At 64.3% G+C, this 12,618-nt stretch carries 16 protein-coding genes; 9 read left to right on the top strand and 7 right to left on the bottom strand.

Annotated elements, in window-relative coordinates; genetic code table 11:
• Positions 1-192 precede the first annotated feature (192 nt).
• The 4 genes from AC0L3B_RS27880 to AC0L3B_RS27895 are packed head-to-tail and all read right to left on the bottom strand — an operon-like array spanning position 193 to position 3,928.
• Positions 193-510, bottom strand: a complete 318-nt coding sequence (locus tag AC0L3B_RS27880) for a response regulator transcription factor (protein ID WP_204511440.1) — start codon at positions 508-510, stop codon at positions 193-195.
• 48 nt (positions 511-558) lie between these two features.
• Positions 559-1,782, bottom strand: coding sequence for an ABC transporter permease (locus AC0L3B_RS27885; protein WP_106944263.1), 1,224 nt, complete (start codon positions 1,780-1,782; stop codon positions 559-561).
• Complete coding sequence (locus tag AC0L3B_RS27890) at positions 1,779-2,504, bottom strand: ABC transporter ATP-binding protein (protein ID WP_204511439.1); 726 nt, start codon at positions 2,502-2,504, stop codon at positions 1,779-1,781. Before AC0L3B_RS27890 ends, AC0L3B_RS27885 begins: the two co-directional genes overlap by 4 nt.
• A complete protein-coding gene (locus tag AC0L3B_RS27895) occupies positions 2,501-3,928 on the bottom strand; it encodes an efflux RND transporter periplasmic adaptor subunit (RefSeq protein ID WP_085351325.1) in 1,428 nt (475 codons plus the stop codon). Before AC0L3B_RS27895 ends, AC0L3B_RS27890 begins: the two co-directional genes overlap by 4 nt.
• Before the next feature lie 643 nt (positions 3,929-4,571).
• Here AC0L3B_RS27895 and AC0L3B_RS27900 point away from each other — a divergent pair.
• The 6 genes from AC0L3B_RS27900 to AC0L3B_RS27925 all read left to right on the top strand — a co-directional run bounded on the left by AC0L3B_RS27900 (position 4,572) and on the right by AC0L3B_RS27925 (position 7,527).
• Positions 4,572-5,231: a response regulator transcription factor gene (locus AC0L3B_RS27900; RefSeq protein WP_018455266.1), complete on the top strand. Its 660-nt coding sequence runs from the start codon at positions 4,572-4,574 to the stop codon at positions 5,229-5,231.
• Positions 5,232-5,396: 165 nt separating this feature from the next.
• The gene (locus AC0L3B_RS27905; protein ID WP_018455265.1) at positions 5,397-5,798 is read left to right on the top strand and encodes a hypothetical protein; all 402 of its coding nucleotides are present in this window, start codon (positions 5,397-5,399) and stop codon (positions 5,796-5,798) included.
• 119 nt (positions 5,799-5,917) lie between these two features.
• Positions 5,918-6,310, top strand: a complete 393-nt coding sequence (locus AC0L3B_RS27910; RefSeq protein ID WP_204511438.1) for a curlin — start codon at positions 5,918-5,920, stop codon at positions 6,308-6,310.
• Between the two features lie 32 nt (positions 6,311-6,342).
• Positions 6,343-6,720 (top strand): curlin, encoded by a 378-nt coding sequence (locus tag AC0L3B_RS27915; protein WP_247336127.1) that lies wholly within the window; start codon positions 6,343-6,345, stop codon positions 6,718-6,720.
• A gap of 83 nt (positions 6,721-6,803) precedes the next feature.
• Complete coding sequence (locus AC0L3B_RS27920) at positions 6,804-7,217, top strand: curlin (protein ID WP_274535547.1); 414 nt, start codon at positions 6,804-6,806, stop codon at positions 7,215-7,217.
• A 19-nt stretch (positions 7,218-7,236) separates the two neighbouring features.
• Positions 7,237-7,527 (top strand): hypothetical protein, encoded by a 291-nt coding sequence (locus AC0L3B_RS27925; protein WP_204511437.1) that lies wholly within the window; start codon positions 7,237-7,239, stop codon positions 7,525-7,527.
• Between the two features lie 53 nt (positions 7,528-7,580).
• Here AC0L3B_RS27925 and AC0L3B_RS27930 read toward each other — a convergent pair whose 3' ends face one another.
• The gene (locus AC0L3B_RS27930) at positions 7,581-7,865 is read right to left on the bottom strand and encodes a hypothetical protein (protein WP_018455258.1); all 285 of its coding nucleotides are present in this window, start codon (positions 7,863-7,865) and stop codon (positions 7,581-7,583) included.
• A gap of 282 nt (positions 7,866-8,147) precedes the next feature.
• Here AC0L3B_RS27930 and AC0L3B_RS27935 point away from each other — a divergent pair, with 282 nt between their 5' ends.
• Positions 8,148-8,588 carry a hypothetical protein gene (locus AC0L3B_RS27935; RefSeq protein WP_026232911.1) on the top strand — a complete coding sequence of 147 codons (441 nt, stop codon included), beginning with the start codon at positions 8,148-8,150 and terminating at the stop codon, positions 8,586-8,588.
• 18 nt (positions 8,589-8,606) lie between these two features.
• On the opposite strand, the gene AC0L3B_RS27940 is transcribed toward AC0L3B_RS27935, so the two are convergent.
• Positions 8,607-9,449, bottom strand: coding sequence for a GNAT family N-acetyltransferase (locus tag AC0L3B_RS27940; protein WP_473381434.1), 843 nt, complete (start codon positions 9,447-9,449; stop codon positions 8,607-8,609).
• 121 nt (positions 9,450-9,570) lie between these two features.
• On the opposite strand from AC0L3B_RS27940, the gene AC0L3B_RS27945 reads away from it, so the two are divergent.
• Positions 9,571-10,275 (top strand): SDR family oxidoreductase, encoded by a 705-nt coding sequence (locus tag AC0L3B_RS27945; RefSeq protein ID WP_473351625.1) that lies wholly within the window; start codon positions 9,571-9,573, stop codon positions 10,273-10,275.
• Positions 10,276-10,541: 266 nt separating this feature from the next.
• Entirely contained in the window at positions 10,542-11,363 is an 822-nt protein-coding gene (locus AC0L3B_RS27950) for an outer membrane protein (protein ID WP_473381435.1), read from the top strand.
• 70 nt (positions 11,364-11,433) lie between these two features.
• Here AC0L3B_RS27950 and AC0L3B_RS27955 read toward each other — a convergent pair whose 3' ends face one another.
• A complete protein-coding gene (locus AC0L3B_RS27955; RefSeq protein ID WP_473381436.1) occupies positions 11,434-12,489 on the bottom strand; it encodes a serine hydrolase in 1,056 nt (351 codons plus the stop codon).
• Positions 12,490-12,618 lie beyond the last annotated feature (129 nt).

The following is a 12,618-nucleotide window of genomic DNA, read 5'->3' on the forward strand; positions in this document are numbered from 1 at the left end:
GATGTGACTAACGTCCACCGCCGTCCGGCCCGCGTTCGTGACGATCGCGATACGCCCCTCTTCCTTGGGCCGGGTTGAGAAATTCCTAACAAAAATCAGAATTCTAATAAAGAGAAATATTTTGTCGCCGTTGCGTTGACCCCGGACTTGGGTGTTTCGCCAGAAATGACGCAAGGGATTGTGGCCGAGCGGTCAATCCGGTGCCGTCGGCACCGGCGTATTCTGAGCGACCGCCTTGGCCGGCGCGGCCGTCGTGGAATTGCGGCCGCCATTGGCCAGGTTGCGGCGAAGCGATGGCGGCGCCGCCTGCAGGGCAAAGATGATCGCGATCTGGGTCCGGTTCTGAAGGCGGTATTTGCGCATGATGTTGCCGATATGCGCCCGCACCGTGTTCTCCGAGATCTTGAGCTCGTACGCGATGTTCTTGTTCTGCATTCCGCGGGCGATCAGCGTCATCAGGTCCCGCTCGCGTGGCGTTGGTGTGATCGAATATTTCGGATCCGGACTCATAACTGCTCCTCCGTGGCCATTGGTCGATGCGAACACTCCAGCATATTCTCACTCCGTCTTGAGTGCCTCGATCGGGCTGAGCTTGGATGCCTTGTGGGCGGGATAAAAGCCGAAGATCAGGCCGGTCGCGATCGAGAAGGCGAGGGCAAGGCCGATCGCCTGACCGTCGATCGAGGTGATCCATCCTGCCATGCGAGCGACCGTCATCGAGAGCGTGACGCCGGCACCGACGCCGATCGCGCCGCCGAGCAGGCAGAGCACGAGGGCCTCGCAGAGAAACTGAAGACGGATGTCCCGCATCCGCCCGCCAAGCGCGCGGCGGATTCCGATCTCGCGCGTGCGCTCGGTGACCGAAACGATCATGACGTTCATGATGCTGATGCCGCCAACGAGCAGCGAGACCGAGGCGATGGCGACGAGCAGGAGCGCGACGGTGCGGATCGCTCCCTGCTGCGCTTCCATGGCGGCGGCCGGATCCTGGACCTTGAAGTCGTCCTCCTGGCCAGCGGGAATGCGGTGGCGCTGCCGCAGCAGGTTTTCGATCTCCGTTCGCGCCCCCGCCATCTGTCCGTCCGCGGCCACCTTGGCGATGATATAGGCGACCGAATCCCGGTTGATGTTGCTTGCGCTGCCGAGGAAGCGCAGCTTGGCCGTGGTGAGCGGCACGAAGGCGACGTCGTCCTGCGCCGGTCCCTTGCGATCGAGAACGCCGACCACTTCGAGCGGCACCTTCATGATCCTGATCTGTGCGCCGATCGGGTCTTCGCCGGGCGCGAACAGCTCATGCGCCACCGTGCTGCCGAGGATCACGACCTTGCCGGCGCCTGCCTCCTCGCTGCCGGAAAAATAGCGCCCGGTCGCAAGCTGCCAGTCGCGCACCATGAAGTGCCCGGTCGTCGTCCCGTTGATCGTCGTGTTCCAGTTCTTGCTCTCGTGAATGACCTGGGCCGTTCCTGCAATCGAGCCGGCCGCTGCCTGGATCTCGGGGATCTGCTCGAGGATCGCCTGCACGTCGCTCTCGGTCATGGTCAGCTTGCTGCCATCCTTGAGGCGCACGCCGCCCTGGTAGACCGCACCGGGGTTGATCATCAGCACGTTGGCGCCGATCGAGCGGATCTGCTCCTGCAGGCGAAGCTGCGCGCCGGACCCGATCGCAAACACCGTCACGATCGAGGCGACGCCGATCACGATGCCGAGCATGGTGAGGATGCTGCGCAACGGATTGAGGCGCAACGCGTGCAAAGCGATTTGAAAGCCCTGGAGCATGGTCATGGCGCAGCGTTCCGTTTCGGCAGGATCGGGACCAGCGTTTCGTCAGCGACGAGCTCGCCGTCGTGCAGGCGGATCGTGCGCCGGCACTGGGTCGCGATGCCGGGGTCATGCGTGATCATCACGATGGTCTGGCCGGACCGGTTCAGCGCGGCGAACAGGGCCAGTATCTCGGCGCCGGTACGGCTGTCGAGCGCGCCGGTCGGCTCGTCGGCGAGCACGATCAGCGGGGAGGCGATCAGGGCGCGCGCGATCGCGACGCGCTGCTGCTCACCGCCCGAGAGCTGTCGCGGGAAGTGGTGGGCCCGGTGCACCATGCCGACGGCCTCCAGGCTCTGCTCGGCGCGGGCCAGGCGTTCCTTGCGGCTGATGCCGCAATAGACCAGCGGCAGCGCGACGTTCTCAATCGCATTGTGGCGAGCGAGCAGATTGTAGGACTGGAATACGAAGCCGATGCTGCGGGCGCGCAGGGACGACCGGTGGTCTTCCGAGAGATCGGCGACGTCGGCTCCCTCGAGATAGAGCGCGCCCTCGCTCGGCAGGTCGAGCAGCCCGATCATGTTCATCAGCGTCGATTTTCCGGAGCCCGAGGGTCCCATCACCGCGACGATCTCGCCTCGTTCGATGTCGAAGCTGACATTGCGCACCGCAGTCACCGCTACTCCGTCGGCGCGATAGGTCCTGGAGACCGACTGCAGGCTGATGAGGGGCGGGAGGGCCGTCATGATCCGAACCTTATGCCGAGAAATTCCATGCCGGCCGGCCGGATGGCCTGACCCACGGCGACCTGGCTGCCCTCGACGAGGTCTCCGCTCCTGAGTGCGACCTGTTCGGTGCCGGCCGCGCCGACGGTCACCGGAATACGCCGGAGTGAGCCGCTGGCGGTGCGCGCCCACACGGCGCTGCGCGCCGCGGCGTCCGGCCGCGTGCCCGAGGGCTGGAAGCGCAATGCAGCAAGCGGCACTTTCAGCACGTCGTCCTGCCGCTCGATCACGATCTTTACCAGGGCGGTCATGCCGGGCAGCAACGCGCCGTCGAGATTGGAGGTGGCCAGGACGACGGTGTAGGTCACGACGTGCTGCTGGTTCTGCGGTGCCTTGCGCACCTGCCGCACCACCGCCTCGAAGCGACGGTCCGGGTAGGCATCCACCGTGAAATGCGCGCGCTGGTCGGGGGCGATGCGTCCGATATCGGCTTCGTCGACCTGCGCGTGGATTTCCATGTCCTCCAGTCGATGCGCGACCACGAACGTGGTGCGCGATTCCAGTCCGACCGCGAGCGTCTGGCCCTCGTTGACGAACCTGCCGACGACGACGCCATCGATCGGCGAGCGGATCACGGTGCGGTCGAGATCGGCCTGGGCCGCAGCGAGAACGGCCGCCTTTTCCGGCACGGCCATGCGTGCCTGCTGCAATTCCGCCTCGATCCGGCGGACGTCGGCCTGCGCCCCATCCACTGCATAGGAGTTGAGGGACATCAGAACCTCGGCCTCGCGTTCCTGGGCCAGACGCGCGGTGAACTCCGTCTGCGCGTCGTCGACCGTCGTCGTGGCCACCACGTTTTGCGACTGGAGTGCCTGCTTCCGCTGCAAGGTCTTTTGCGCCGAGCTCTTGACTGCCTGGGCACTCTCGAGCTTGGCGGCGAGCACGTCCCGGCTACCCCTTGCGTTTTGCAGATCGATCCTGGTGCGATCGAGCTTGGCCCGTGCGACGTCGACCAGAGAATTGGCAACGGCCAGAGAGGCCCGGGCTTCGTCGACCTTGGCCGCAAAGCTGCGCGGATCGATCAGGGCGAGCGGCTGATCCTTGCTGACCGTGTCGTTGAAATCGACATAGACCCGGGCGAGCTGCCCGGACAGCTGGGAACCCACCTCGATCGTCTTGACCGGCTGCAGGGCTCCGGTGACGGTGATGGTCTGCTCGATGCTGCCGCGCTGGATTGAGGCAAAGCGGAATACGGGGGCGTCCGATCCGAAGCTCCGTGCTTCCAGCCCCACGGGTCTGAGCAGCCGTTGGCTCGATGCGTAGGCAAGGGCCGCCTTCTGCGCCGCGGCCCCGGCCGCGTCGGTGATGACGGCCGGCCCCGCGGCGTAGACCGCGGCGAGGCCACATGCAGTTCCGAGCAAGGCAATAACTGGCACAAATCGCATATCAAAAACCCGCCTCTTGAAATGGCATCGTTGGCGGCAAAGGCAGAGATCGCGCTATGGTTGTAAACCCGCTATGGTTGTAAATCTTGAAAAACGCGGGCGATCGTCAGTGTGTCGCCGCTGCCGGGGCGACGGTCGGGTGCGCTTGATGATCCAGAAGTAAAGTCCGCGGGTGCTATTTTTCACGACTTGCCCGAAATGCATACGGAGCGTATCGATATGACGCGCGCGGTATCGAACTCGACAAGCTGACTGAACGTCTCGTCTGCTCTGGCCGAAGCGGCCAGCGCCCGGCGTTCAAGTCGGCACGTGGGTGGCGACGCCATGACGCACTCGGCGATACCGAAGTTCCCACGCCAGATCGTCGCGTTTCCGGTCGTCGCATTCCCAATCGCAGCATTGCCGATATCGCGCCTCGCCATGATGCCGCAGGTCGCGAGGGCGCATCCCCGCAATCACGAAACCCGATGTGTGAACACCTTCACTCGTCTTGAACGGGTGTTGGGCCTAAGACGTCGAAGCGGCGGATCGGAGCGACTCGCTCGATCCCCGCGAATTCATCCGAGCACCTTGATCTCGCTTGCAAGAAGAATGGATGGCTCGTTGCTTGTTCATCGAGCCCCAATCCGGGGAGCCCGTTTCCATGAGTTCAGGTCAAGCCACAGTTTATGTCATTGACGACGAGATCCAGATTCGAACCGCGATAGGAAGTCTCTGCGAGGAGACCGGGCATCAGGTGAAATTGTTTGCGTCGACCGACGAGTTTCTCGGGGAGACTATTTCCGGCGGGCCTTCATGCCTTGTGCTCGACGTCCGCTTTCCCGGCACGGCGCCGACCGGCCTCGAGCTTCAGCGCCGGCTCGCCGAGACGGGCGTGCTTATCCCGATCGTCTTCATCAGCGGCCATTCCGACGTCCGCGTCTCGGTCGAGGCCATGAAGCGCGGCGCAGTCGAGTTTCTTCCAAAACCCTTTCGCGAACAGGAGATCCTCGACGCGATCAGGCACGGCATCGAGCGCGACCGCAGGCGGCTCGAACGCGAAGATAGCGTGCGCGAAGCGCGCCAGCGCGTCGAGACGCTGACGGCGAGGGAGCGGGAGATCATGCTGTTGATGGCCGAAGGTCTCGTCGCCAAGCAGATCGCGGCGAGGCTCGGGGTGAGCGAAGTGACGGCCAAGGTCCATCGCACCAGGATGATGCGAAAACTGGAGCTTCGCTCGCCGATCGAGGTGGTGCGGTTGGTCGACAGCATGGGACGCGAAGAAGAGACGACACGAACCGGCACGGGACAACCGTACAGCTAGTGCCGCAGGCACCAAGGCGCCGCGCAACGTCTAGTCCGTACCGATTAGCATGAACTGCAGTCTGTCGCACGCAGCACGATCGGTTCAAAGTCGGTCCTGCGATGTCGGCCTCCTCCAAGACGGCATCCGAACCCAGTCAGAGATCTTAGCCAGAAAGGATATTCCATGCGCAAATTGTTTTTTGCTTCCGTTGCCGTGCTCGCCCTCTCCTCCGCCGCGCAGGCCGCCAACACTGCGACCACGGTGCAAGTGGGCGTCGTGAACGGTTCCAGCGTCTCGCAGCAGGGCCTCACCAACGACAGCTCGTCGACCAGCCAGCTCGGCATCATCAACAGCGCGACCACGATGCAGGGCACCAGCGCGGCCTCGCTCAACAACGGCAGCACGGTCAACCAGGTTGGCGTGCAGAACTCGGCGACGACCGGCCAAGTGGCGTTCGGCAACAACGGCAGCGCGATTACCCAGAACTCGTTCGGGCCTGCCGCGCTTCAGAACAACGCCGCCGCCGTCGGACAGCTCAGCGTGTTCGGCGTCAACAGCAGCACCGTCTCGCAGACGGCGCACTAAGCCAGCCCCGTTTGGCCGGACGCGTCATCTGCGGCGCGTCCGCGCCATCCTTGAAAGCACCGCCTCGGGCGGGACGACTCGGTGAGAGCTTGTCCGCCGACTTTCGCGGAGGAAATGTCATGCATCAAAAATATCTCGTTGCCACGATCGTCGCGTTCGGCTTGCTGACCGCTGTCGATGCCCAGGCCGGCAACTCGGCCAGCGTGCTGCAATTCGGCACCACCAACAACTCCTTCATCTCGCAGAGTGGCGGCACCAACAACAGCGCCACCACGATGCAATTCGGCGCCACCAATACTGCGACCACCCTGCAGACGGGCTCGCTCCTGACCGTCAACACCTCAGTGATCGGGCAGGGCGGCACCACCGCGACGGCGTCCAACACCGCGTTACTCGGCCAGGCCGGTGGCTCCAATTCGAGCCTGATCGGCCAGATCGGCGCGAACAACGCGGCGGCCGTCGGACAGCTCGGAATCCTGAACGGCTCGACGATTTTGCAGCAGACTCCTTGATCGCAAATCCATTTTCAGTCGCGAGGCATGTCATGAGACATTTTTCCGGCGCCGCCTGCGGCGCGTTTCTCACCTTGTGTTGCATAGGCGCCGGATCGGCCGGTGCCCAGACCGCCGACATCAAGACCATCGTGTCGCTCGGCGGCCCGCCGGTCGTGCTGAACCAGAACAGTCAACTCAACATGGCCGGCGTGTTCATGATAGGCAGCAGCACCAGCGCGACCGTCACTCAAAACGGCACGAACAACGCGACCGGAATCCTGCAATTCGGCGGGACGACGTCGGCATCGGTCGGGCAGGCGGGCGTGAACAATGTCGCGTTTGTCGGCCAGGCCGGCCAGTCGACCAGCAGTTTCCTGTCCCAGTTCGGTGCGTTCAACTCGGCGACTGTTGTCCAGAATAGCCATTGAGTTGGGCGCGACCTCAGCGTCGTCAGAAATGCAATGGGGGCAAGGCAATGATATGCGGTAGACTGCTCCTGGCATTGGCGGCATTGCTCGCCGCCGTCAGCGTCGCGTCCGAGGCATCCGCCGGATCTGTCCAGCGCGGCGTGACGAACCGGAACGTGAGCATCGAAACGATCGTGCAATTCGGCAACGACGTCCAGCCGGTCACGATCGAGGAGAACAGCAGCATCAATATTGCGCGTGTCATCCAGATCGGTGGCACGGGAACGGTCGATGCGACGATCATCCAGAACGGCACGCGAAATTATGTCGATGTGATCCAGGTGGGTGGCACCACCAATTTGGCGATCGGTCAGTCGGGTGTGAGCAACATCGCCGATATCACTCAGGTCGGCAATTCCACCAATGCCCTCCTGCTCCAGATCGGCGATATGAACACGGGAACGGTGCGACAATTCGGGCGCTTCAACTGGCTGTCGATATTTCAGTTCAGCCGGTGATCAGAAGGTGAGGTGCAATATGAGGTTCATCGTACTTGCAGCAGGAATGAGCATCATGATGGCAATGGCAGCGAGGCCGGCCGGAGCCGGCGAGTCAGGTGACGGCCACACCACGATGGTTCAGGACGAGAACGGCACGTCCGTCATCACCCAGAGCGGCGATCCGGCGCAGGCTGAGGTCAAGATCGAGAAGGAGCCTGGGCGCACGACGGTCTATCGTCGCAGCGGCGGCAACACCGCCATTGTGACGCAGGGCACCGGAAATCCACAGGACATGCTGGACTGGCTACGCAAGCAGCAGGGCCGCTGACGCACGAAGGCCCATCGTCCGTGATGGACGATGGGCCTCATCGTGAGCGGGCGTTACCAGCTGCGATAGACGCCGGTCAGGGTGCCGTTGTTGTTGCCCTCCGGGCCGACATCGCCCTGCGTCGAGCTCGGCGCGGGATGGTTGGTGCCGTTGAGCGCACTGTAAGGTCCGGCCACATCAGGATAGTACGCGCGTGGCTGAACCGGTTGGTAAGCGGGGGCGGTGCGATCCCAACCCGCGCGGGATCCGTTCCAATCATAGCCCTGGGCCGAGGCGGCCGTCGTGCCCGCGACGAGGGAAGCCGTGATCAGGCAGAGGAGTTTCGATTTGTTCTGCATTGGAGATGCTCCTTGCTGGTGTCGGGAGCCAACGACCGCAGTGCGGGAGCGTTCCGGGTGTTGTCGGCCGAAGCGATCAACTCCGATCAACTGGTTATGAAGTCCGTTTCCCGGGAACACGAGCGACATCAGCCGGAATCCCGGGCGTCTTCCCGCAGCTTGTTCCCTGTTCATCCCGTGCCTTAACCAATAATTAATTATACGTTTGCGGGTGGGCGACAGCCCGGCCTAGCGTGCGGTGGGGAGCCGCTATTCGCGAAGCCAAACGAGTTGGTGCGTATCATGATGTCGAGATCATTTGGGGCGTTGCTCGCCTCGCTCAGCGCAGCCGCGCTGCTCCTTGCCCCCAGCGTCGGTTTTGCCAGGCCGGGTGGCACCGTCGCGCATGCCGCCACGCCTTCCGGTCCGGCGGCGCGTCCGCCGATTGCGCCGGGCGCCAGGTTCCGTGGCCGCAACACGCCCTGGGTCTACTGGCCGGGCGGCGGCGGGTTCTACTATGACAATGCTGGCTACGGCCAGCCTTTCGCCGAGACCGCCCAACCCGTCTCCAGCGACGTGCGCTACACCTATACGTACGACGTTCCCTGGGACTGGACGCATCGCTTCCCGCCCAACGTGGTGCCGTCAGACCGGCCCTACGTGCCGAGCTGTCCGACGGAGCAGGTCACTGTGCCCGGCCGCGGCGGCGGCGAGCACACCGTCAACATCATGCGCTGCTACTGAGCAGCGAGTTCGGCTCAGCTAGCCCAGCTCAAAACTGGTCACGCCGAAGACGCGGTCGATCCGCAGCGGCGCGACCGGCCCCGTGTACATCCGCGCCGTCTCAAACACCGGCTTCAGCCCGAGCGATTCCGCGAGTGCAATCGCCTCGCGATTGACGGCGGGAACGTCGAGGAAGATTTCGCCGCCGTTTGCGCTTTCCAGCAAGGCCTGCACGATCGCGTCCGCCGCCGCGCGGTCGTCGGCGACGAGCGGGCCGATCTTGCGGCCGATCCGGCACGGCCGGATCACGCCCCATGCAGCGAGCTTGCCGTCGCGCAGCAGCGCGCGCCCGACATGTCCTGATGTGCCGATCCAGGCACGCAGGAAGGCACTGCGCGGAGCCGGAAAAACCGTTGCATCGTCGGCTTCAACGAGCGCGAGCGGGATCGTGTCGAGCGCAACGACATCGGCGGGCGGCCTCGATGGCGCGGCGACGAAGCCGCCATAGCGGACATTGGCGTGAGCAAGCTGGAAGCCGGACTTTCTGTAATTGTCCTGCTGTGCCACGACGCCGTCGAGGCCGATCACGCGAGCGCCCGCATGCGCGATCGCCGCGTTCCACATGCGCAGGCCGTGGCCTCTGTCGCGAAAACCCGATCGCACGATGTAGAAGCCGAGAAACGCGAAGCGATCGTCGTAGTTGACGCAGGAGACGGTCGCGACCGGCTCGCCGTCGATCTCGCCGACGAAGAAGCCCTTCGCGTCCGGGATCGCGAAACAGGCGGCGTCGGAGAGGCCCGGATTCCAGCCCTCGGCCGCGGCCCAGTCGACGGCGATGGCGATCTCCTCGGGGCGCAAATTGCGGATCTCCAAATCGCTCATCTTTCAAGTCGCCTTCGACGGTGGACCTTCCGGCCGGTCCGGCGGTAGAAGGCCTCATGATAGGCCGGGCCCACGGCTCGCCTCCACGATATCACAAGGATGATCGCTCATGGCAGCAGAGATGGCAGCAGAGAAGGTCGCACTCGTGACCGCCGGCGGCAGCGGCATGGGGGCAGGGGCTGCGCGCCGGCTCGCAGCCGACGGCTTTCGCGTCGCCATCCTGTCTTCTTCCGGCAAGGGCGAGGAGCTGGCAGCCGAGCTCGGCGGGTTGGGGGTCACCGGTTCCAACAAATCGAACGACGATCTGAAGCGGCTTGTCGATGGCGCGATGGCCAAATGGGGACGCATCGACGTGCTCGTCAACAGCGCGGGCCATGGGCCCCGGGCGGCGATCACGGAGATCACCGACGAGCAGTGGCACACCGGCCTCGACACCTATCTGCTCAACGTGATCCGTCCTACCCGGCTGGTGATGCCAATCATGCAGACGCAGAAGGGCGGCGCCATCATCAACATCTCGACCGCCTGGGCGTTCGAGCCGAGCGCGATGTTTCCGACCTCTGCGGTGTTCCGCGCTGGCCTCGCCGCCTTCACGAAGATCTTCACCGACACCCATGCCGCCGACAACATCCGGATGAACAATGTGCTGCCGGGCTGGATCGACAGCCTGCCGCAGCTGGATGCACGCCGCGACAGCGTGCCGATGCAGCGCTACGGCAAGGTCGAGGAGATCGCCGCGACGATCTCGTTCCTGGCGTCCGACGGCGCGGCCTATATCACGGGACAGAACATCCGCGTCGACGGCGGACTGACGCGTTCGGTCTGAGACGCGGAGCGTCGAATCGCGCGCGGGTTGTCGCGATGCGACAGTGGTGTGCGTCGCGCGTCACGGAGCAGGGATGACGCGTGGCCCTCCAGTCACACCCGACACGCGTTCGCGTGCCGCACGGCTCACACTACGTCACAGTCCCTATGAACTTCGCCGGAGCCCAAGACGGCGAGGGACCGGCAGCCTATGTCCAATCTGCGCCGGACAACTTCCGCACGCGCATTCGAAACGCGAGATCAATCGCGCGGGGCAAGGAGACTGGAATGAAGAAGTTTTTGCTGGCGGTTGCCGCGGTTGTTTTGGGCTCCGCATCCGTGCAGGCGGCCGACCTCGCGGCGCACTACACCAAGGCGCCAATGATGGCGACGGCCTACAACTGGACCGGCTTTTACGTCGGCGGCAATGTCGGCGGGCAATGGGGCAGCGCCGATCCGGCCACCTCGACCGCGTTCGATCCCGCCGGCTATTTCGCGGACACCAGTGTTACCGCGATTGCTGCAGTCGGCGCCCAGCGTGTCAACAGCTCCAGCGTCACCGGCGGTCTTACCGCCGGCTATAACTGGCAACTCAACAACGCCGTGCTCGGCCTGGAAGGCGATATCAACTATTTCGGCTTCAAGGGCAGTGCGACGGGTTCGGCGCTCTATCCGTGCTGCGCACCGACCGGCTTCACCGTGTCGTCGTCGGTCTCGGCCGACTGGCTCGCCACCATCCGCGGCCGCATCGGCTTCCTCGCGGCTCCGACCTGGCTGCTCTACGCCACCGGCGGTGCGGCGATCGCCGAGGTGAAGGGCAATTTCAACTTCGTGGACACGTTCGCTGCGGCGACGGAGTCGGCCGCGTTCCGCGACACACGCCTCGGCTGGACCGCAGGTGTCGGCACCGAATATGCCTTCGGCGGCGGCTGGTCGCTCAAGGCGGAATATCTCTACGTCGACCTCGGACGCAGCACCGTGACCAGCACCAATCTGCTTGGCGGCGCGTTTCCGACCAACGTCTTCACCCACTCGGTCGATCTCAAATCGAACATCGTGCGCGTCGGCGTGAACTATAAGTTCGGCGGACCCGTCGTTGCCAGGTACTGAGCATTCCCGTTCCGACCTGGCGTGGAAAGCCCCGGCTTAGCCGGGGCTTTCCGTTTTTCGCTAGGCGGACTCAGTGCGATGCCACCAGATGCGCCAATGCTGGCAGGATCCTGTAGCGCGCGATCTCGTGCGGATATTCGCCCCGATTGGCGAGCAGGACGATCCCGATCCGCTGCGCCGGCACCAGGCCGATATAGCCAGAGGCGTTGTTGAGCCCACCCGGCTTGTCGACGACGGTGACGCCCGGCAGACGCACCGTCTCCCAGGCCATTCCCTGCCCAAACTTGTCGTCGACGCGGAAAATCTCGTGCTGCGTCATCCGCAGGGCCTCGCGCAAGTGAGGCTCGGTCGACCGCCCATCGACGCAGGCCGCAACGAATGCGGCGAGATCCCGCGGCGAAGAAAACATCTGGCCGGTGCCGGGGAAATCAAAATAACTCTGCTGGTTGCCGATGGGGCCGATTGCCATGCCCTGATCCGAGTAGCCCTGGACCGCGAGCTGCATCCAGGCGTCGTCCATGGCGGCACGGCTGTCCTCGCCGCGTTCGGGCACGGAGGTCGCATTCATGCCGATCGGCTTGAGGATGTGTTGTTCAAACAGGGTTGCGATCGGAGCGCCGTAACAGCGCTCGAGCACGAGTTGAAGCAGCACGTAGCCGGCGTGGCTGTAGACGCGCTGCTTGCCGGGCGCTTCGCCGGCTTGCGGTCTCCAGCTGTTGAACATGTCGATGAGCTGCGCGCGGGAAAACGTGTCGCTCGGCCACGGCGGATGATCGGTCGGCAGCAGCATGCCTGAGGTGTGCGTGACGAGTTCGCCGACAGTGATGCGGCGAACATAGTCGCCGGTGAGCTCCGGCTGATATTTCGCCAGACGATCGTCGAGCCGCAGTTCGCCGCGGAGGGTGCCGAGCGCAACCAGCGTCGCCTCAAACGGCTTGCGTAGGGAACCGAGGTTGAACAGCGTGTCCGGCGTGACCGGCCTTCGCGTGGCGCTGTCGGCAAAGCCGTAATTGAAGTACTCGACATGGCTGCCGGCATAAAGTGCAGCGGCGAGACCGCCCGGCTGGTCCGGCGTCGCGGTCGGCGTCAGTTCGTTCGCAACGATGTCGCGCATCTGCGCGATCATGTCGGAATCCGCGGCGGCCCCGCGCGGCCATGCAAGCGCAAGGGGAACGAGCGCGGCCCGGGCGAGCGCCCGTCGGGTGAGATACGATGAGGTGACAACAGACGACACGGCTCTGGCGCAAGATTCGAT

This window comes from Bradyrhizobium sp. Kon56 (assembly GCF_055807635.1).